The organism is Rhizobium tumorigenes (genome assembly GCF_003240565.2).
GTDB lineage: Bacteria > Pseudomonadota > Alphaproteobacteria > Rhizobiales > Rhizobiaceae > Rhizobium > Rhizobium tumorigenes.
In genome coordinates this window covers 196,277-215,020 of sequence record NZ_CP117260.1, presented here as the reverse complement: position 1 = coordinate 215,020, position 18,744 = coordinate 196,277, and the positions used below count along the sequence as shown (strand labels likewise).

Sequence of the window (18,744 nt, the reverse complement as noted above, 5' to 3'; positions counted from 1 at the left end):
ATCAGGTAGAGCTACGACCATATGTCATGACGCGACGGGCGGGAGGGCCGACGTGAACGAATACGAAATGCTGCGCGTGATCGAATTTCTGGAAAGGACCCGCAGGCCTTTTCAGGACGTCGTCGTCGGCTTTGACGAAGATCCTGTCTGGAGGATCGTCATGTATCTCATCAAGTCCCACATCCACACCCAGACCGTATCGATCTCGACGCTGGGCCAGGAATCCGGCCTGCCCTATGCCACGTCCATGCGGCTGATAAACCGGCTCGTCGACAGCGGATATATTCTCAAGGTCGCCAAGGGAACGACGGGCAAGAGCTTTGCGCTGCAACCGAGCGAAAGCTTGCTGAAGGCCTTCCAGGCCTATGCCGGCAAGACCAAGTCCCTGCTCGCGCAGACGTTGGGCCTCAGAAGCGGCGAGCAGGAAGACGACTATTATTTTGGCGGTACCCCGCTCGGCTCGCACATCATTCCACCGATGCGGCTGATGCAGAAACGTGCCGAATCCCAGATCGAGCTGCGCTTCCTGCTCAACAACGACAATTATTTCTCGGCGATGCGCAACATGTGGGCCGATTTCCGCAACAACCTTGCATCCCGGAAAAGCTTCGATCTCCTGTCGCTTCCGGATCTGTACAACAGGGCCCTCGAAAACCGGAAGAAGACGGTCTCCGAATACGATGTGATCGCCATCAACATGCCGTGGCTCGGGGAGTTCGTTGAAAAGGACATCATTCGTCCGATCGACGCACTGGTCCAGAAGACAGGCATCAATCCACTCGATTTTCACCCATCCATATGGTCGACGGCGAGATGGGACGGGCAGGATTACGGCGTTCCCGGCTACTGCACCGTCGAAATCCTGGCGGCGCGCAAGGACCTCTTTGCCGATGCAGGCCTGGACTTCCCGCGCAATTTCGAAGACGTCATCGCGGCCGGGCGGCATTTTCACGCGCCGAACCATGGCATGTACGGCGCGGTGTGGGACGGTGCACGCGGCATGCCGATAGCCTCGAGCTTCATGTTCTTCCTCGGCGCCTGCGGCCAGCCGACAATCTCGCTGAGAAAAACCCGTGCCGGCTTTACCCTGGAAGGCGTCGATCTCGAACAGTTGCACTGCACGATTTCCTCCGATGCCGGTTTGGCGGCTCTGGATTTCATGCGCCGCCTGATCGAGATCTCGCCTCCTGACATCCTCAACATGGCATGGGACCGCACACTCGACGTATTCATGACCGGCAAGGCCAGTCTCGGCTATTTCTGGACGATGCGCACCGCGCGTTTCGAATACGACGTCCATTCCGTGGTCAAGAGACGGGTCGAATATCTACCCCAGCCCGCGGGACCCGGCGGCACCCGCGCGTCACCCATCGGCGGGTTTCTTTTCTGCATTCCGACCAACCTGCCGGAAGAACGGGTGGAGCTCGCTGCCGACGCCATCGCCTGGATGGCATCGCGCGAGGCGATGAAGGCTCACGTCAAGAACGGCTTTCCCATTGCGCCGCGTTTTTCGGTCAGCGCCGACCCGGAGGCAGCGGCAAGCTCGCCAATCGTCAGGTTCGTCGATCAGCTGGCAAAAAAGAACCTTCTGCACACCTGGCAACGGCCGAATATCCCCCAGTATACGGCGATAGAGCGAATTCTCGGCGAAGAGGTCCACAACGCCCTGTCGGGGTTTAAATCTGACAGAGCGGCACTCGATGACGCTGCAAGGCAGGTAGACCTGCAGCTCCGTGCAGGCCCAGGAAGTCGGCGCTAAAAAGCCAGAGGCTGGCCGCTTCAATGCCCAGGCGTTAGTGCCGATCAGGCCCGGATGGACCGGCAGCCGGGAACCGGCTGCCGGAATTCATGCGATCAGAGGCGTTTAGCTAGCAAACGAGCTATTGAAGTTGAAGCCGCCAGACGCGTTGCTGAACGAGAATGTTCCAGCCTTCTGTACAACTTCAGCCGGCAGCGATGCCGAAAACGTGCCTGACTTCGAACCGAAGGTGTAGCTGCCGCTGACAGCACCATCGGCACCGATGGTGACCGTGGAAGCGACCGTGGAGGCGCCGCCGCTCACGAGATCCAGCTGGGCGATGTCGAGTTCGATGATGTTGTTCATGTTAGTCTCCTTTCAGGTTGGGTTGGGGGGTGGCCTGCCTGGCCTTCCCCTCCTTCAGTCATCACCGGCTGCCTATGGCCATCAGAGGGTCCAATATCCAGTCGGTGAAGTGTCGGCGATCTGTGACGATATCGCCGATTAGGGTCATACCGGGGGTCAGCGGACGCTCTTCGCCATACGCGGCGATGCTGGTACGCTCGAGGCTGACTGTGACCCGGTAGACGGGAGCTGTGAGGGCGATGGGAGCCAGAAGCTCACCCTCGCGATAGGTTGCGCGGGAGACCTGAACGACATGTCCTAAAAGCATCCCGAAACGCTGATATGGAAAGGCATCGACCTTGAGCCGTACTTCCTGCCCTGGCTGGATAAGGCCAGCAGCGCGCGGCGGAACGAGGAGATTGGCTTCGAGGTTGCTGCCACCAGGCACGAGGGCGGCAAGAGGCGATTGGGCGATGGCAGTCTGCCCGGGCTGGGCCTGCAGCGCCGCAACCCGGCCGGCCACCGGCGCGACGACCACATAGGCGCGGTTGACCTGCAATTGGGCGAGGGATTGCTCAAGCTCGCTGCGAAGACCTTGTAGCTGAGCGAGCTTGTCGTCCCTTCCAGCCGGCAGGCTGGCCAATTGCGAGCGGGCATCGACAAGATCGCCTTGCCGCTGTTCCTTTTGCCGCTCGAGTTCGTGGATGACGCTCTCCTGGGCAAAGATCTGCTGCTGGCGGCGCGATAGTTCAAAACGCGTGCCGCCGCCATTGACCTGGAGCTTGGCGTAGTGGCCGGTATCGTCTGTCTGCAGGGCTTGCAGCCGGCGTTCAGACTCCAGACGTTGCTCCTGGCTCGCCAGTTCGCTGCCCAGTCCTTCGACACGGGAAGACAGGCGCCGCTCCTCCTGGTCGAAGCGGGTGTTGGATGCCTTGATCTGTGTGTCGATGGACTGGATACGGGCTTGCGTCTCGATCCGCAATTTTTCACCAACCGTGCCGTCAGCGCCGGTCATCTCCAGCGACAGCTCCACCATCGGCTGTCCCTGGATGACCAGGTCTCCCTCATGGACGAGCACGCGTGTTACCGTACCGCCCCTGGCGGCGTAGATCTGCGCCAGGCCGCCAGTCGGGGCGATGTAGCCCTGCACCGTCTCCTTGCGCGCATAGGTGCCGGTCATGAGATAGGCTGCACCTACCACCACGAGGCAGCCGAGGACGGCCGTCATCATCCCGTGGCTCACCGGTTGTGCGATCATCACCTCCCCGCCAATACGGCGGCGATGTTCAGTGGCTTCGGTGCGGAACAAGGTACTCATGGCACCACCTGCAGCGGCTGTGCCGGCACGTCGCGCTTCAGCTCGCGTATATTGCCGTTCTCCACTGCGAAGACGCGGGCAGCTCCCTCGATGGCTCCGGCGCGATGTGCGACCATCACTTGGGTGATACGGAGCTTGCTCAGCGATTGCATGAGGCGGCGCTCCGACAGAACATCCAGGTTGGCCGTCCCCTCGTCGAGGAACAATATGGACGGCTTGCGGTAAAGCGCACGGGCGAGGAGAGCTCGCTGCTGCTGCCCACCCGACAGCGTCGATCCAAGATCGCCAACCAGGGTCATGTAGCCCATTGGCATACGCATGATTTCGTCATGAAGGCCAACGAGGCGGACTACTTCTTCGACCCGCGCCATATCGATCTCAGGATCGAAAAAGGCGATGTTGTCGGCAATCGTCCCCGCAAAAAGCTGGTCGTCCTGCATCACCACACCAACCTTGGCTCGATAGGCGCGCATCCCGAACGCCCCGAGCGGGAGACCGTCGACAAGCACCTCGCCTTCGCCCGGCGGATAGAGGCCCATCAACAATTTCAAGAGGGTAGACTTGCCGCCGCCGGAAGGGCCAACAAAGACGACGGACTGCCCCGCCTCTATGGAGAGGGATACATCCTTCAGAACCCATGCCTCACGTTCGGCATAGCGAAAGGAGAGGTTGCGCACGAGGAGCGATCCGGCAAGGGGACGATCCTCGCGTGCTGCGGCATTGAGGGCGGGCTCGGGATCCTGATGCACCACATCGGCCAGGCGCTCGAGATGAAGGCCGATCATGCGAAATTTGAAATACTGATCGACGAGTGAAAACGCTGCCGTGCTGAACTGGCTCCGATAGGAAAGGAAAGCCAGCAGCATGCCGAGCGTCATCTCTCCCCTGATGATGCTGCCGGCGCCGAAATAGAAGACCAGAAGCATCTCGGCACCCGTCAGGAAGGATAGGCCTGCCGAGCCTTTGAGACTGATTTTCTGGACGCGTACATTGTTGTTGATGCTGTCGGCATAGGCATTTTGCCAGACACCGTGGCGTTCCAGTTCACGTCCGAACAGCTTGAATGCTCGCGCTCCACGGATAGTTTCGAGGAGGATACCATCCACCTTGGCCTGGTGCTGGATGCCCTCGTTGGTCAGGCTGCGAAGCCAAGGGAAAGTCCCCAAGCGGATGCAAATGACCAGCGCCAGCGAGGCCAGCACAATGCCTGCCAGATAGGGCGCGTAGATCAACATCACAGCCAGCGTGATGATCGCCATCAAACCGTCCAGCGCGCCTGACACAAAGCCACCTGTCAGCAGATCCTGAACCGGTTGAAGGGAGTTGAAACGCGACAGGATATCGCCGAGACGACGTTTTTCAAACCACGGGACAGGAAGGCGCAAGGCATGGCGCAACAGATTGCCGCGCATCTGAAAGGTGAGAAGCGTGCTGAAGTGCATCTGCACGTACCCGCGCAACAAGGTCGTGGCGCTCTGGACCAGCAGCAGCAATCCCGCGCCGATGACTATGACGTTCAAGAGACTGAAATCACCTTTTGAGATGGCCTCGTCGACAATCATCTGGTTGACCAGCGGCGACAGCAGAACAAAGAATTGCAACAGGGTGGAGAGCGCCAGGATCTGCAGCAGGCTCGGAATGAAGCCTGCGCTCCGGGACCACAGGTCGGCCAGGCGCACCCGCTCGACCACCTTGCGTGTTCGGAAGGTGGTTGCCGGCGTGAGTTCCAGCGCTATCCCGGTAAAATGTTTCGATGCTTCGTTGAGGGAAAGCCGCCGCTGGCCGCTCGCGGGATCGTGGATGTCCACCCACCGGCCGGATGCATGCGTCAGCACGACGTAGTGCGACATATCCCAGTGGAGAATGCAGGGTGTCTTCAGCTTGCCGATATCTGCCATTTCCAGCTTCAGCGGCCGACTCGTCAAACCGAGATCGTCAGCGACGGCGATGAGCGTTTTCAGGGTCGTACCGTTTGCGGATGCAGCGTGGCGGCGGCGAAGTTCTGACAAGGTTATCCGATGACCGTGAAAGCCGGCCACCATCACCAGGCACGCAAGCCCGCATTCAGCGGCTTCGGATTGTAGCAGAGGCTCAATCCCGTAGCGTTTATGGAGGGCCGTGAGAAACAACTGACGATCTCGCTTTAGCGGTGGTGAAAAATGAGAAATGGGATGCAATTTTCGACGAAAGCCCGGCCGTTATTCCGGCCGACGACCGTCCGCTCACGACAGGGCCGTCGACGAGTTTTTCTGCACACGATGGTTAAGTTCGGGAGATTTGGACTTTTACATCCAGTTCAGAACTCGCATCAGACCAAGGGTACTGACTGGTCCCGAATTCCGTGCAGATGAGTGATGTAAGAACATACGTCAAAGCTCCCTTGGATCGTTGTCGGCGCTTGATTGCCTGCACTCGCAATTCCTGCGTGGCAATCAAGCTGCCGTGTCCAAAGGTATGGCATGGCTCATTATTGAGTTGGGTCTAGTTATATTGAGAGATGTTGCGGCGGCCCACCTTGCCGCCACAATCAGGATGATTTCGGGTTTGAAGGGGGGGCGGCCAAAGGCTCTGGCCCAGATGTATCTGCAGGGATTCCTCATGGATTGAGGAGCTGCGAGATAGGCGACGGGAGATCCGGACGGTGGGTGTGTTTTCCGACAGAGATGCCAACGCTGCGGACAAAGGATAGGAGCGGCCGTAGTCCGCCTCACGAAAGCGGACTACGGAAAACGAGCCAAAGAGGCTGGTGAAAAGACTTCACGGAAGCCTGCCGTCAAGCCACCCATCGACAAGCGATTTTATCAGCTACCTGTCAGAACTGGATGCTCGCTGACAATACCGCGCTGAAAGGCTCGCCGATCTGGTTTCCCAACGCTGTCGTGCCGATCGATGACGTGTAGTAGGTTTTGTTGAATATATTCTTGAGGTTGAGCTGGAGCGTCAACGGGCGGTCGTTTTTCCAAGTGTAGGCTGCAAATGCGTCAGCCACCATATAGCCCGGCAGGTAGTAGGCGTTCGTGTTGATCCCGGGACGCCGCCCGACGGCGCGAACACCGCCTCCAAGCTTCAGTGAATCACCACGACTGTCGATCTCACCAAAATCATAGGTGAGATAGAGCGAGCCCGTATGATGCGGTACATTGACCGGCTCGTTTCCGGCGTAGTCGGGATCCTCGAGGATCCGCGCGTGCGTATAGCCGTAGCTTGCAATGAAACTCATCTCATCGGTGATTTCGCCCGCCAGATCGGCTTCGATGCCGCTTGCCCGCACGAGGCCTGCCGTCTTCACCACCGTATCGCCCGTCACCGGATCGAGGCTGGAATAAGCGACATTCTTCTTGTCGCTAGTGTACAGCGCGACGTTCGCGGTGATGCCGTCAAGCACGTCGAATTTGGCACCGACCTCATAGGCCACGCCTTCTTCGGGGTCGAGATTGCCGTAATAACTGGCGATGGAAGACTGCGGACGGAACGTCTTGGCAGCGTTCGCGTACAGCGAGAAGTCCGGGGTCATCTTGTAGACAATGCCGCCCCGTGGAACGAAAGAAGTGCCGTTGCTATCGGTATTCTCGTTGAAAGGACGCCCTTTGCCGGCCATCAGATCATAATATTGATACCGAAAACCGCCGACCAGGATCCATTGATCGCTGAGATGCAACGCGTCCTGGGCATAGATGGAAGCCGTCGAGATCTGCTCTGTCTGGTCACTGTCGGCAGCCGATACGGTGGTGCATTCCGGTAGCGTACCGTAGGTCGGATTATTGATATTGAACCCGGAGCGATTGGCGCAGCGGATCAACTTGGTCCGGAGCGTATCCGCATAATCGTAGGACGTCCCGAACAGCAGCTCATTTCGGAAACCGGCAATATCGACGTCACCGGACAGATCTGTTCGAACGGCGTGATTGTAGATCGTCGAGCCCTGCGTCGCATCCGCCCGCCGCGTCAGGATCCCGGTCGCTGCATTATAGGAGATTACGCGGGCCTGGTTATCAGAATAGGTATTGATGCTGTAGGTGTAATCGAATGTCAGCTTCCAGTCTTCGGCAAGGTCGCGCTTGACGTGGACAGACGCAAGGTTCGATTGCCCGTCGCTGATGTTATAGGGTTCGTCGAAGCGGATCTTCGGGTCGACATTGACGGCATGGCCGGTGGCGAGATCAAAGATCGTCCCGCGGTCGAAGGGGACACTATAGTCTTCATGCGTGTAGGAGACGGTCACTTCGGTATCGTCACCGGACCACGTGAGCGACGGTGAGAGCACCCAATCCTTGTTGACGCCAAAATTGCGCCAGTAGTCGACGTGCTTGTAGTCGCCGACAACGCGATAGCTTAAATCGGTGCCTTCGATCGGGCCCGTGAAATCAAATCCGGCAGAGCCACCGCCGAAGCTTGAAACGCTGGTATAGGTCTTGCCGCTGAAAGTCTGTTCCGGCTTCTTCGTCACGATGTTGATCATGCCGCCGGGATCAAGAATGCCGTAAAGTGTCGACGCCGGCCCTTTCAGCACTTCGACGCGATCGGTCGTTGCATTGAAGCTGCGAGACATCGCGGTTTTCATGCCATCGATGAGGATCGAACCGTCCCTGTTGTCCCCGAAACCGCGGCGGATGACGGCTTCCTGCGTGCCCCCGAGCGTATTCGATTGCGCAACACCGCTGATATTTGCAAGTGCATCGTCCAGCGATCGGGCATTCTGGTCCCTCAGGACGTCCTGGCTGACAACGTTCACGGCCTGCGGGATATCGAGTAGAGGTGTATCCGTGCGGGTCGCGGTTACGGTCGAGATCGGTTGATAGCCCTGCGTCGCGGCGTTGCTGCCTTTACCGACGACGATCGGCTTCAGCACGGTGTCGCCCTTTATCCGGCTCTCCTTGGGCAACACATCGGTCTCGGCCGTTGCAGTTGGTTGAGCGTCTTCGCCGAATGCCGGATAGGCGGCGCAGGCAGCCAGCGCCAAGACAGTCGCCCTCAGGATATTGTAACCGTAGCGCCCCGCGGCTCGCCGTTCAATCATGTCGTACCCCCATATCCTCACGGATATCTTCGTCAGAAACTACCCCTTGCCCGCCTGCGAGCCGATGGCAGGTATGATTTCATGAATGTAGTAGTCAACTTTAATTGCCGAGATATCCGCATTTTTATGCCGGGCGTGCTTACCTGCGTTCCCGTTCCCATCAGGCTCTCGACCCTGAGATGCCCCTAATATAAAAATAGATGCAATGTGTTGGGCGTGCGCCTGCGGGAGAGGCGAGCCGCGATATGGCTGTCACGTAGGCGCAGCAAACAATGGCGATCGCATCTTTGCGAATTTAAAATTGACTACTACACTCAAGAATTCTCTTTCTCGCGCGGTTTCGAGACGGTAGGAGGGGTCGGATTTTAAAAAACAGGACCGCCGCGGGCATGACGGACAGATTAAACTCGAACGTTCGAGCAGCCGAGCGAGGGCCTCCCCTCTCCGCACGCGACGTCTCTGCAGGCTACGGACGGCAGACAGTCTTAGCCGGAATATCGCTCGACATCGGTGCAGGCAAGCTGACCGCGCTGGTTGGCCCCAACGGCTGTGGCAAGTCGACGATTCTGGCGACCCTCGCCCGCCTGATGAAGCCCAGCGCTGGCAATGTGCTTCTGGAAGGACACGACATCCACGTTTTACCGACGCGGTCGGTGGCGAGGAAGCTGGGCCTCCTGCCGCAAAGCCCCGTCGTTCCGGAAGGCTTGACGGTTTATGACCTCGTGTCGCGTGGCCGCCATCCGCACCAGGGCTTTCTGAAACAGTGGACCGACAAGGACGAGCAAGCGGTCAGGCAAGCGCTCGAGGTCACAGATCTGTCCGATCTCCTCCACCGCCCGGTGGATAGCCTTTCCGGTGGCCAGCGGCAGCGGTGCTGGATCGCCATGGCTCTCGCGCAGCAAACCCCGGTTATCCTGCTGGATGAACCGACGACCTACCTCGACCTCCACTATCAGGTGGAGGTGATGGAACTGCTGAGGCATCTGGCCCGGGATCACGACCGGACGATCGTTGTCGTGCTGCACGACCTGAACTTCGCCGTCCAGTATGCCGATTGCGTCGTCTTCCTGAAAAACGGGGCCATTCGGCACATTGCGGCGGATCCAGGTACCTGCACTGCCGAACTCATAGAGGATGTCTTCAGCGTGCAGGTCATTCGACTGACCCATCCGCAAACTGGAAAACCGGTTTTCGTTCCTGCCCATGGCACGGGACCGATCACGTGAACTATGTCATGTCCTCGGATACCAGGCGCCAGCCCTCAGGCAGGATTCGCGCCGGCCTTGTAACGGGCGCGCTTCTCCTGGCGATCCTGACACTGGCCTGCATCCATGTGAGTATAGGCGCCAGAGCGGTTTCACCGCTGACCCTTTTTCAAGCGGTCTTCCATTTCGATCCCGCTAATTTCGATCATCAACTGCTGGTCAAGTTGCGATTTGCACGCCTGGCAGCCGCCCTGCTCGTCGGTGCGGCACTCGGCGTCTCCGGGCTTCTCCTTCAGGGGCTACTGCACAATCCGCTGGGTGAGCCTCATATTCTCGGCCTCAATGCCGGTGCCGCACTGGCGGTCACGGCGACAAGCAGCGTGCCTTTCCTGTCTGGCGGTCTCGGTCGTCCGCTGGTCGCGTCCGTCGGCGCCGCCACTTTGTTTATCCTTGTGCTGGCAGTGTCTTCCGCTGGTCGCTCCGGCCCTACGATGCTCAAGGTTACTTTCTGCGGCATCGCGCTGTCTTCGCTGGCCTCGTCCATCACCTCGGCCATACTGCTTTTCGACGAGGAGACCCTGCAATCCTTGCGTTTCTGGCTTGCGGGCGATCTGGCCGGCGTCAGCTACGGCACCATTGCAGCAGCGCTCGTGCCGATAGCAGTTGGCCTTCTGCTCGCTTTTTTCATTGGCCCAAGGCTCAACGCTCTGGCACTTGGCGATACCGTAGCGAAGGCGCTCGGCGTTCCGATCTGGACGACACGGTTCGTTGGCCTCTGCGCAACGGCAATTCTCGCCGGAACTGCTGTCTCCATCGCCGGGCCGATCGGGTTTGTCGGCTTGATCGTGCCTGCCATCGCACGATGGTCTGCCGGCGGAGATGCGCGCATTGCCCTGCCGCTTGCCGCACTTCTCGGTGCAGCGTTGCTCGTCGCTGCCGACATAGGCGCGCGCACCCTGTTCACGCCGTACGAGTTGGCAACCGGCATCATGACCGCCATGCTGGGAGCGCCTCTCTTCGTCGCCATCGCCTCGCGGGCTCTCAAATGACCGGTTACGACACTCCGAACCCGCACCTGGTCGTCAGCGGTCCGTTTTTCTCGAGACGCATTCATGTGGCCACCTCGATCACCATTCTGGGCCTGGCATTCGGCACAGTTTGCCTGACCCTGTTTGCCATCCTTGCCGGAAGCCAGCCGATAAACCTCAGGGATGCTTTCGATCTCGTCGTGGATCCGGCGCGCCTCAGTAATGAAACCATGCGCATCTTTTGGGATCTGCGACTGCCACGCGTTTTCCTGGCACTGATGGTCGGCGCCATGCTCGGACTTGCCGGCACGGCAATGCAGACGCTGACGCGCAACGGACTGGCCGATCCTGGCCTGCTTGGCGTCAAGGAAGGTGCCAGCGCCGCTGCGATCGTCTTTTCGCTGTACGCGCCTTTTGCCGGGCTTTACGGGCGGACTGCTGCCGGCATGGCGGGAGGGCTTGCGATTGCGCTCGTTGTTGTTCTGATCGCCCGCGGCGTGACCCGCATGCGCTTTGTGATGGTCGGCATCGGCACGTCCTGGCTTGCAGCCGCAGTCGTATCCGTCATCGTCACGACTGCCGATATCCGCGATGTCCAGGCGGCCCTCGTATGGCTTGCCGGAAGCCTGAACGGCGCTTCGTGGGAAGCGGTACCGATCGCTTTTGCCGCGATGTTCATTGGTGCCTGCCTGCTCTTCCTGACTGCAGGCGCAGCCGATGCCGCGATGCTCGGTCCTCAGGCAGCGGCAGGGCTCGGCGTGTCGCTGAAAACACTCGCAATAATAAGGTTCACGGCACCCGTGCTGCTGACGTCTACCTGCGTGGCGCTGGTTGGAAGTCTTGGCTTCGTGGGTTTGATTGCCCCTCACCTCGCCCGGCTTTCGGTTCGTGGCAGCCAGGGCGCTTTGCTGGGCGCAAGCGCGCTCTATGGCGCAGCGCTGGTTCTGGCCGCAGACACGATCGGGCGCGCTGCATTTGCTCCGCACCAGTTGCCGGCCGGCATCGTCATGTCGATCGTCGGCGTCCCCGTTCTCTTGACACTTCTCTGGAAACGCCGTGACCAGCTTTAGGATGACAGAATGAAAAGATCTTCCGCATTTGCCGCCGCCATCATCGCTCTGTCGATGGCCTCGTTTACTGCAGCCAACGCAGCAGAGATGCGCTCCTTTACCGACGACGCCGGCAGGGTCGTCGAATTGCCGAAGCGTCCGCTTCGGATCGTCTCGATGCACGACCTCGATATCACGATACCGCTGATTGAACTTGGCGCACCCCCTGTCGCCAGCCATGGCCGTGCCGGCGTCGACGGCAAGCCATATCTGCGGTCGAGCCCGATCCTGACAGGTGTGGACTTCGACAATTCCGGCATTCAGTACATTGGCGCGGTCACCGCCGACATGGAAGCTGTGGTCGCCGCAAAGCCGGACCTTATTATCACGGAACCGGGTCGCACGACGCCCGTCGAGCAACTCGCCAGGATAGCCCCGACAGTCGTCATCGACGATACGTCGGGCGGGGCGCCGCACATATACGAGAAACTCGCTGACCTGACGGGAACTCAAGGCCGCCTTGCGGTGCTCGACCGGCGCTACAAGGTCCAGATAGAGCAACTGAAAAAGCTGGTGGATACCTCCAAGGTCACCGTCTCCGTACTGCAGGCCCAGAATGGCAAGGTTAGCATCTACCATACCTACCGTTCGCTCGGTCGTGTCCTCCGCGATGCCGGTTTCAGGTTTCCCGAGATCATCGACAGCATTCCGGAGGGCGGCCGCGTGGAAGTCAGTGCCGAACGACTGCCGGAGCTCGATGCCGATTATATCTTCGATACCTACCGGTCAGACATCGGCGGCACGCCTGCAGACGAGATCGCGGCCATGAACAAGATACTGCCGGACTATTGCCGATTCCTCGCGGCCTGCCGCGAAGGTCGCTATATTGTCCTCCCGAGGGAGGAAGCAATCTCGAATTCTTACGCGGCACTTTCGTTGATGGTCTCTGTCGTCCAGTCTCAAATTTCAGGCCGCCAGCCACCGATGCCGCTGAAATAGAACCGGGTGGGACAAGACGGCGCTTTGGCCTTGAAACTTTGGGAATAAACGATGCCAAAAGAACCTGACGGCCCGCCTGAAAAGCCACGGCGGCCGCGACGCATTGATCGCTTTGGCGAAAGACTGAAGAGCCGCCGCGGGTCTCTTTCGCCAAGCCTGATCAGCGTTGTGGATTACATCGATCAGCACCGCCACGCGGTCCTTGGTAAATCTGCGCTCGAAATTGCCGCTGACACCGTGACCTCGGATGCGACCGTCATCCGCGCGATCCAGGCGCTCGGCTTCGAAGGCCTAGTCGACCTCAAGGATACGCTAGAGGCTCATATCGGCGAAACAGACTCGCCTTCCGAAAAGATGGCGGCGACAACGGAGGCACTCGACAGCGGCGCGGATGCCGCGATCGATTTTGTGATAGACGATCATCGAAAGGCGATGGTAGCACTAGCGGAACCATCCAGTCGCGAGGCCCTGAAACAGGCGGTGCCCCTGCTTCTGGAGGCACGATCCATCGGGGTCTTCGGGATAGGCGCTTCCGGCATCATCGCAAGCTACGCCTCCCGCCTTTTCCAGAGAAACGGCTACCGATCCTATGCGCTGAACGCTACTGGGATCGCTCTTGCCGAGCAGTTGCTGTCGATGGAGAGCGGCGACGCGCTCATTATGATGGCATACGGCCGACCACATCGTGAAGCCATGGCCACAATCGGCGAAGCCAAGCGTCTCGGTATCCCCATCGTCATGCTGGTAGGACAGCCCGACACCGTGTTGCGCCGACATGCGGATGCATCGATCGTCATTCCACGGGCGAAGACGGAACACGTCGCCCTGCACGGCTCCACCATGGTTTGCATCGAAGCGTTGATGCTGGCGCTAGCCACAGTCGCGCGAGGTAAAACATTGCGATCGCTTGATCGTCTTATCGAGTTGCGTAGCGCCGTGAGGCCAAGCAAAAAATGACACCACGTTGACGTCATCCAGATCAGTCGAGTTATTGGCATGAAACATGCTTCTCAACAGCTTGTAACAGTCCAAAAGAACGAGGCTATTCATGACGCGTCAGGCAAATGGTATGATGGATGTTCGGTTGATGCGCACGCTGTTGACCTTGCTGACGGAATGCAGCGTCTCGCGAACGGCAGATATCCTGGGGCAGGCGCAGCCGACGGTTAGCCTGACCCTGAAAAAGCTGCGCGATATGCTTGACGACCCAATTTTGGTCAGGTCCGGGGGAACGTTGGTCCCGACAGAGCGAGGTTTGGCCCTGAAGCAGGCGCTTCACGATATCCTTGGCCAGATCAACACACATCTTGCGCCTCATGCCACCTTCGATCCGAAGACCGCGAAGCGAAACTTCCGTATCATTGCCGACAATTGCCTTGGAGCCGTGTTTTTGCCCCAGCTCGTCGGAAAAATTGCACAAAACGCGCCCAATGTCGGTGTCGATGCGTCTCACATGCCGAGCTACGAGGATCTGATCAGCCAACTATCGGATGGATCCATCGACGCTGTCATCGGCAACTGGCCGCACCCGCCTGAATATCTGCGGATGTCGCCGTTGTTGACCACTGACATCGTGTGCGTCGTTCGATCAAACCATCGTCTGGCAAGGCAACTTGGGCCGATCACGATGGACGAGTTCCTGAAGGAGAAGCACCTTTCTCCAACGTCCGACAAGCGTGCCCACCTCAGCCCGATAGATGGGCGGTTGATAGAACTTGGCCTCAAGCGCAACATCGCCGTATCCGTGCCCGAATACGCCATCACCCCCTATGTTCTAACACAATCGGACCTAGTCTTCACCACCGGTCGAATTTTTGCCGAGCAAATTGCACAGTCATTTCCGCTGGAAGTTCTGGAAGCACCGCGCGAACTTGGGCAGATGCAGTTCTACATGCTCTGGCACGAGTGCAAGCATCAGTCGCCTGATCACGTATGGCTGCGGCAGATGATCAAGTCGGTGGCCGCCGGTATACGCGCTTGCGATCAGAAGCCGGCAACGATCGAGTACCTTGTTTCTCAGACGCCGGTCTACAACGGAGCGGCGCTACGGACTGCTTGACGACCGAACCGCCGCAAACTGACAAAGCGCAATATAGTCTATTGGGGTTCCGTTATAGGCTTTCCTGTCCAAACACACCACACTGGTCGAAGTTCACTCGCAACCAGATGAGGGCATGATGGCAGGTTCAGGATTTACCCGACGTGACGTGCTTGCAGGGATCGCCGCCGGCGCGGCGACAGCGACTTTCGGTTTCTCGAGCAGTGCCCGCGCTGCCGTTTCCGAAATGGTCTGGGCAACCTGGGATTCCAACGGGCATCCTGAATACATCGCCGCATTTGAAAAGCAGACCAGCGTCAAAATCAAGCTCTCGTACCTGTCCAGCGAGGATGCACAATTCGCGGCGCTGAAAACCGGCACGGCTTCGGACTGGGACATGATCAACCCGTCTCTGAACGGCAGCTGGCGCTATATCAAGGCCGGACTTCTGGAAGAAATCGACATGGCGAAGATCCCCAACGCCGCCAAGATGTACGATGTCTTCAAGACAACGCCCAAGGTGCTCGATGCCTCCGGCAAGCAGTTTGCGGTTCCCTATCTCTGGGGCCTCAATCCCATCGTCTACCGCAAGGACAAGTTCGACAGCGAGCCTGACTACACGACACTGTTCAACGAGAAGTACAAGGGCCAGCTCGCGATGCGCGACTATGCGCTGGAATCCATCGCGATCGCAGGCCTCGTTGCCGGCGTGCCGCGCGACAAGGTCTTCGTCATGCAGACCAGGGAGCTGGCGGAAGCCAAGAAGCTGCTGATAGCGCAGAAGCCGCTGTTGCGCACCTACTGGCAGACGATCGGTGACCTCACAAATCTGTTCGCCACGGGCGAAGTTTCCTGCGCATTTTCGTGGCGGGTTCCCTACGACGCCCTCAAGGATAAGCTGGCCATGGGAATGGCCAAGCCGAAAGCGGGCATCATGGGCTGGTGCGACTGCTTTGCCATGCCAGCGACGCTGTCGCCTGAAAAGAGCGAGATCGGCTACAAGTTCATCGACTATCTGCTTGGCCCCGAATTCGCGACAGAGATCGCCAAGATCGGCAACTACGCAACGACGTCCTCGGTCATCCGCGACAGCTTGTCGAAGGAACAGCAGGAAGCGATCTTCGTCGACGACATGGACGTGATGAAGTCCTTCATGTGGCCGGTGGCGCCGGAGAACTACTCCGAATGGCTGAAGGTCTGGAATGAAGTCAAGGCAAGCTGATCATGTCGACTATGCCTAACAGGGAGCGTGATCTCTCCGGATCGGGATTGCTGCTGTCGGCCCGCGGCCTGACCAAGAATTATGCCGGGCAGCGCGTGGTCGATGGTATCGATCTCGATATTCCGGAAAGGGCGTTCACGACTTTCCTTGGCCCTTCCGGCTGCGGCAAAACGACGATCCTGCGGATGATAGCCGGCTTCGAAACGCCGGACGCAGGATCGATCGTGCTCGACGGCCGCTCGCTGGCCGGCGTTCCACCGGAGCGGCGGCCAGTCAATACCGTGTTCCAGAGCTATGCCCTGTTTCCGCACCTGACTGTCGTCGAGAATGTTGCATTCTCCCTGACCCTCCGGCGCCGGAGCAATGTCGATGTAACAGCCCGCGTCAAAAAAGCTCTTGATGCCGTGCACATGGGGGAGTTCGGGAGCAGGTATCCGCACCAGCTCTCCGGCGGTCAGCAGCAGCGGGTCGCCGTCGCCCGCGCGATCATCGCCGAACCGCATCTGCTTCTGCTCGACGAACCACTTTCGGCGCTGGACAAGAAGATGCGCGGACACCTGCAGATCGAACTGAAGGATCTGCAGCGACGTCTCGGTATCGCCTTCGTCTACGTTACCCACGATCAGGAAGAAGCCTTCGCGCTCTCCGACATCGTCGTCGTCATGAACAAGGGGCGCATCGTGCAAAAGGCTGCGCCGCTGACGATCTATGCTCGCCCTGCTACCGCCTTCGTTGCCGACTTCATCGGCGCAGCAACGCTCATTCCCGGAGAAATCGTCGATGGCAGCGGGGCCACCGGCTTGGCGGCGATCGACACGGCCATCGGCATCGTGCAATGCCCGGCAGTGGAGGGATTGGCCAAAGGGGACAAGGCAGTCCTCGCCATCAGGCCGGAACATGTGCGCATGGGTGCGGACGGCCTCGAGACGACGATCCGGCATGTGGTGTTCAAGGGCGACCGCTACCTCGTCGAAGCCATTGTCAACGGCGTGGTCGTGCGGTTCATGTCGGACAATCCGCTGACGCCTGGAGAGACTGTCGGGCTTGTCTTCGATCGAGATCGCGCCTTCGTCACGAGGGTCGACTGATGGCTCCGGGCTTTCATCGAGCGCAGCTTGCTATTCCCGTCACCTGCATCCTGGTGCTGGGATGCGCTTTGCCACTGGCCCTGCTAGCTGTCTTCAGCGTTTTCGAGGTGGATTTGGATGCGTTCACGCTCATTCCGGCCTTTTCCGGACAGAGCTGGGTGCAGATGTTCACCAACCCGGTTTTCTCCTTCCTGATCTGCAAGGCGGTCCTCTCGGGCGCCGGCACGGCTTTACTGGCAGCCTTGATCGGATATCCGATCGCCGTGTCGATGACGCGTCTTCCCGTTCTGTGGAAGGGAGTCGGCAGCATCATCCTGCTGACGCCGCTCTACACCGGCGAGATCGTCCGGATTTACGCCTGGCGGGTGGTTCTTGGCTCCGAAGGTCTGGTGAATGCAGTGCTGAAATGGCTGGGAGCGATCTCGGAGCCACTGAAATTCCTGCTGTTTTCACCCTTCTCCACGCATCTCGTGCTTCTCTACAACAATCTGCCCTTCATGGTTCTGGCGATCTGGATCTCGGCGGAATTGATCGACAAGCGGTTGATAGAAGCAGCACGGGATCTAGGGGCTCGCCCGATCGATGCGTTCTTCAAGGTCGTTCTGCCCTTGACCACGCCCGGGCTTGCTGTCGGCACTTTTACGGTCTTTGCGCTCGCCGCCGGCGACATGATGACGCCGAGCCTTCTCGGCGGGACGTCTGGGGCCACCCCGATGGCCATGATCGACAACCTGTTCGGGACGGCGTTCGATTGGCCCCTGGCGTCCGCACTCTCGCTCAGCCTTCTTGTCGTCCTGTTCGCCTTCGCCACCGGATTCGTGGCAATCCTTCTTCGGTTCGATGGTGCACGGGCAGTCTTTCGGCGGGGGATGCGATGAGTCGTCTGGTCATCCTCACGCTCGGTCTTGCCGTGTGTTTCTTTTATCTGCCGATCGTCGTTCTCGGCATCTTTTCCTTCAACGCAGCAAGCACGATGGCTTTCCCGTTGAGCGGCTTTACCCTCTCCTGGTATGGCGATCTGTTCGGGAACCAAGCCTTTCTGGGCGGCTTTGTCACCAGTTTTCTGATTGCGCAGCCCGTCGGTGTGCTCGGCGCGCTGATTGGACTGATGGCGGCATTGGCCCTGACGTCGCCGCGCATGAAGTTTCGCGCCGCATTCGCCATCCTGGTCCTGGTGCCTTTTCTCGTGCCGAAGACGGTGCTTTCCATTGCGCAAGCCATGCTCATGAGCTGGGTGGGACTGGGCCGTGGGGCAACGGCGCTGATCCTGGCCCAGACCTTGGTCGCCATTCCCTTCACCACCACGATACTTGCTGCCGTGATGATCCGCCTCGACCCGCGGCTTGAGGAGGCGGCACGGGATCTCGGTGCGACCTCATGGCAAAGCTTCCGGCGCGTCCTGCTGCCGCAGCTGAGCGTCGCGCTGAGTGCGGCCTATTCCATCGGGGTCATCCTGTCGCTCGCCGATCTGACCATCTCGATGTTCCTCGCCGGGCGCACGCAGCCTCTATCGCTGATCGTCGCATCGGAATTCCGGCGCGAGCTGAAGCCCGACCTCAATGCAATGCAGGTAGCCGTTCTCGTCTTGACGGCGCTGATCGTGGCACTGACCGAAATCAATCGCCGACATCGCCTGCGCGGACGCTTGGCCCATGGACGAGATGACCGATGATGATTGCCCCAATGGAACCGCCTCG

The 18,744-nt window shown here is 59.3% G+C and carries 15 protein-coding genes; 11 read left to right on the top strand and 4 right to left on the bottom strand.

Annotation, left to right across the window (positions count from 1 at the left end; genetic code table 11):
• The first annotated feature begins 52 nt into the window (after positions 1 to 52).
• Entirely contained in the window at positions 53 to 1,759 is a 1,707-nt protein-coding gene (locus tag PR017_RS27915) for an extracellular solute-binding protein (RefSeq protein ID WP_111221655.1), read from the top strand.
• Between the two features lie 105 nt (positions 1,760 to 1,864).
• Here PR017_RS27915 and PR017_RS27910 read toward each other — a convergent pair whose 3' ends face one another.
• The 4 genes from PR017_RS27910 to PR017_RS27895 form a co-directional block, all read right to left on the bottom strand.
• Positions 1,865 to 2,104: a flagellar hook protein gene (locus tag PR017_RS27910; RefSeq protein WP_111220922.1), complete on the bottom strand. Its 240-nt coding sequence runs from the start codon at positions 2,102 to 2,104 to the stop codon at positions 1,865 to 1,867.
• A 61-nt stretch (positions 2,105 to 2,165) separates the two neighbouring features.
• Positions 2,166 to 3,401: an HlyD family secretion protein gene (locus PR017_RS27905; protein WP_279619578.1), complete on the bottom strand. Its 1,236-nt coding sequence runs from the start codon at positions 3,399 to 3,401 to the stop codon at positions 2,166 to 2,168.
• Positions 3,398 to 5,443: a peptidase domain-containing ABC transporter gene (locus tag PR017_RS27900; RefSeq protein WP_279619581.1), complete on the bottom strand. Its 2,046-nt coding sequence runs from the start codon at positions 5,441 to 5,443 to the stop codon at positions 3,398 to 3,400. The genes PR017_RS27905 and PR017_RS27900 overlap by 4 nt, the downstream gene beginning before the upstream one ends.
• Before the next feature lie 770 nt (positions 5,444 to 6,213).
• The gene (locus PR017_RS27895; protein ID WP_111218333.1) at positions 6,214 to 8,418 is read right to left on the bottom strand and encodes a TonB-dependent siderophore receptor; all 2,205 of its coding nucleotides are present in this window, start codon (positions 8,416 to 8,418) and stop codon (positions 6,214 to 6,216) included.
• A 389-nt stretch (positions 8,419 to 8,807) separates the two neighbouring features.
• Between PR017_RS27895 and PR017_RS27890 the strand changes: the two genes are divergently transcribed.
• The 10 genes from PR017_RS27890 (at position 8,808) to PR017_RS27845 (ending at position 18,719) form a co-directional block, all read left to right on the top strand.
• On the top strand, positions 8,808 to 9,644 hold the full coding sequence (locus PR017_RS27890; RefSeq protein ID WP_111218335.1) for an ABC transporter ATP-binding protein: 837 nt from the start codon (positions 8,808 to 8,810) through the stop codon (positions 9,642 to 9,644).
• An 8-nt stretch (positions 9,645 to 9,652) separates the two neighbouring features.
• The gene (locus PR017_RS27885) at positions 9,653 to 10,672 is read left to right on the top strand and encodes a FecCD family ABC transporter permease (protein ID WP_111218337.1); all 1,020 of its coding nucleotides are present in this window, start codon (positions 9,653 to 9,655) and stop codon (positions 10,670 to 10,672) included.
• Positions 10,669 to 11,721 carry a FecCD family ABC transporter permease gene (locus PR017_RS27880; protein WP_111218339.1) on the top strand — a complete coding sequence of 351 codons (1,053 nt, stop codon included), beginning with the start codon at positions 10,669 to 10,671 and terminating at the stop codon, positions 11,719 to 11,721. The genes PR017_RS27885 and PR017_RS27880 overlap by 4 nt, the downstream gene beginning before the upstream one ends.
• 54 nt (positions 11,722 to 11,775) lie before the next feature.
• Positions 11,776 to 12,699, top strand: a complete 924-nt coding sequence (locus PR017_RS27875; RefSeq protein ID WP_111218689.1) for an ABC transporter substrate-binding protein — start codon at positions 11,776 to 11,778, stop codon at positions 12,697 to 12,699.
• Between the two features lie 51 nt (positions 12,700 to 12,750).
• Positions 12,751 to 13,656, top strand: coding sequence for a MurR/RpiR family transcriptional regulator (locus PR017_RS27870; protein ID WP_111218341.1), 906 nt, complete (start codon positions 12,751 to 12,753; stop codon positions 13,654 to 13,656).
• A 91-nt stretch (positions 13,657 to 13,747) separates the two neighbouring features.
• Positions 13,748 to 14,758, top strand: coding sequence for a LysR family transcriptional regulator (locus tag PR017_RS27865; RefSeq protein ID WP_240538924.1), 1,011 nt, complete (start codon positions 13,748 to 13,750; stop codon positions 14,756 to 14,758).
• A 115-nt stretch (positions 14,759 to 14,873) separates the two neighbouring features.
• A complete protein-coding gene (locus tag PR017_RS27860) occupies positions 14,874 to 15,959 on the top strand; it encodes an ABC transporter substrate-binding protein (RefSeq protein ID WP_240538925.1) in 1,086 nt (361 codons plus the stop codon).
• Positions 15,960 to 15,961: 2 nt separating this feature from the next.
• On the top strand, positions 15,962 to 17,047 hold the full coding sequence (locus PR017_RS27855) for an ABC transporter ATP-binding protein (protein ID WP_111218343.1): 1,086 nt from the start codon (positions 15,962 to 15,964) through the stop codon (positions 17,045 to 17,047).
• Positions 17,047 to 17,925 (top strand): ABC transporter permease, encoded by an 879-nt coding sequence (locus tag PR017_RS27850; protein ID WP_111218345.1) that lies wholly within the window; start codon positions 17,047 to 17,049, stop codon positions 17,923 to 17,925. Before PR017_RS27855 ends, PR017_RS27850 begins: the two co-directional genes overlap by 1 nt.
• Entirely contained in the window at positions 17,922 to 18,719 is a 798-nt protein-coding gene (locus PR017_RS27845; RefSeq protein WP_111218347.1) for an ABC transporter permease, read from the top strand. Before PR017_RS27850 ends, PR017_RS27845 begins: the two co-directional genes overlap by 4 nt.
• Positions 18,720 to 18,744 lie beyond the last annotated feature (25 nt).

Excerpts from the sequence above, each read along its gene's own strand:
- PR017_RS27910 (WP_111220922.1), bottom strand. The coding sequence starts at position 2,104 with ATGAACAACATCATCGAACTCGACATCGCCCAGCTGGATCTCGTGAGC.
- PR017_RS27905 (WP_279619578.1), bottom strand. The coding sequence starts at position 3,401 with ATGAGTACCTTGTTCCGCACCGAAGCCACTGAACATCGCCGCCGTATT.
- PR017_RS27900 (WP_279619581.1), bottom strand. The coding sequence starts at position 5,443 with ATGGTGGCCGGCTTTCACGGTCATCGGATAACCTTGTCAGAACTTCGC.
- PR017_RS27895 (WP_111218333.1), bottom strand. The coding sequence starts at position 8,418 with ATGATTGAACGGCGAGCCGCGGGGCGCTACGGTTACAATATCCTGAGG.
- PR017_RS27890 (WP_111218335.1), top strand. The coding sequence starts at position 8,808 with ATGACGGACAGATTAAACTCGAACGTTCGAGCAGCCGAGCGAGGGCCT.
- PR017_RS27885 (WP_111218337.1), top strand. The coding sequence starts at position 9,653 with ATGTCCTCGGATACCAGGCGCCAGCCCTCAGGCAGGATTCGCGCCGGC.
- PR017_RS27880 (WP_111218339.1), top strand. The coding sequence starts at position 10,669 with ATGACCGGTTACGACACTCCGAACCCGCACCTGGTCGTCAGCGGTCCG.
- PR017_RS27875 (WP_111218689.1), top strand. The coding sequence starts at position 11,776 with ATGGCCTCGTTTACTGCAGCCAACGCAGCAGAGATGCGCTCCTTTACC.
- PR017_RS27870 (WP_111218341.1), top strand. The coding sequence starts at position 12,751 with ATGCCAAAAGAACCTGACGGCCCGCCTGAAAAGCCACGGCGGCCGCGA.
- PR017_RS27865 (WP_240538924.1), top strand. The coding sequence starts at position 13,748 with ATGACGCGTCAGGCAAATGGTATGATGGATGTTCGGTTGATGCGCACG.
- PR017_RS27860 (WP_240538925.1), top strand. The coding sequence starts at position 14,874 with ATGATGGCAGGTTCAGGATTTACCCGACGTGACGTGCTTGCAGGGATC.
- PR017_RS27855 (WP_111218343.1), top strand. The coding sequence starts at position 15,962 with ATGTCGACTATGCCTAACAGGGAGCGTGATCTCTCCGGATCGGGATTG.
- PR017_RS27850 (WP_111218345.1), top strand. The coding sequence starts at position 17,047 with ATGGCTCCGGGCTTTCATCGAGCGCAGCTTGCTATTCCCGTCACCTGC.
- PR017_RS27845 (WP_111218347.1), top strand. The coding sequence starts at position 17,922 with ATGAGTCGTCTGGTCATCCTCACGCTCGGTCTTGCCGTGTGTTTCTTT.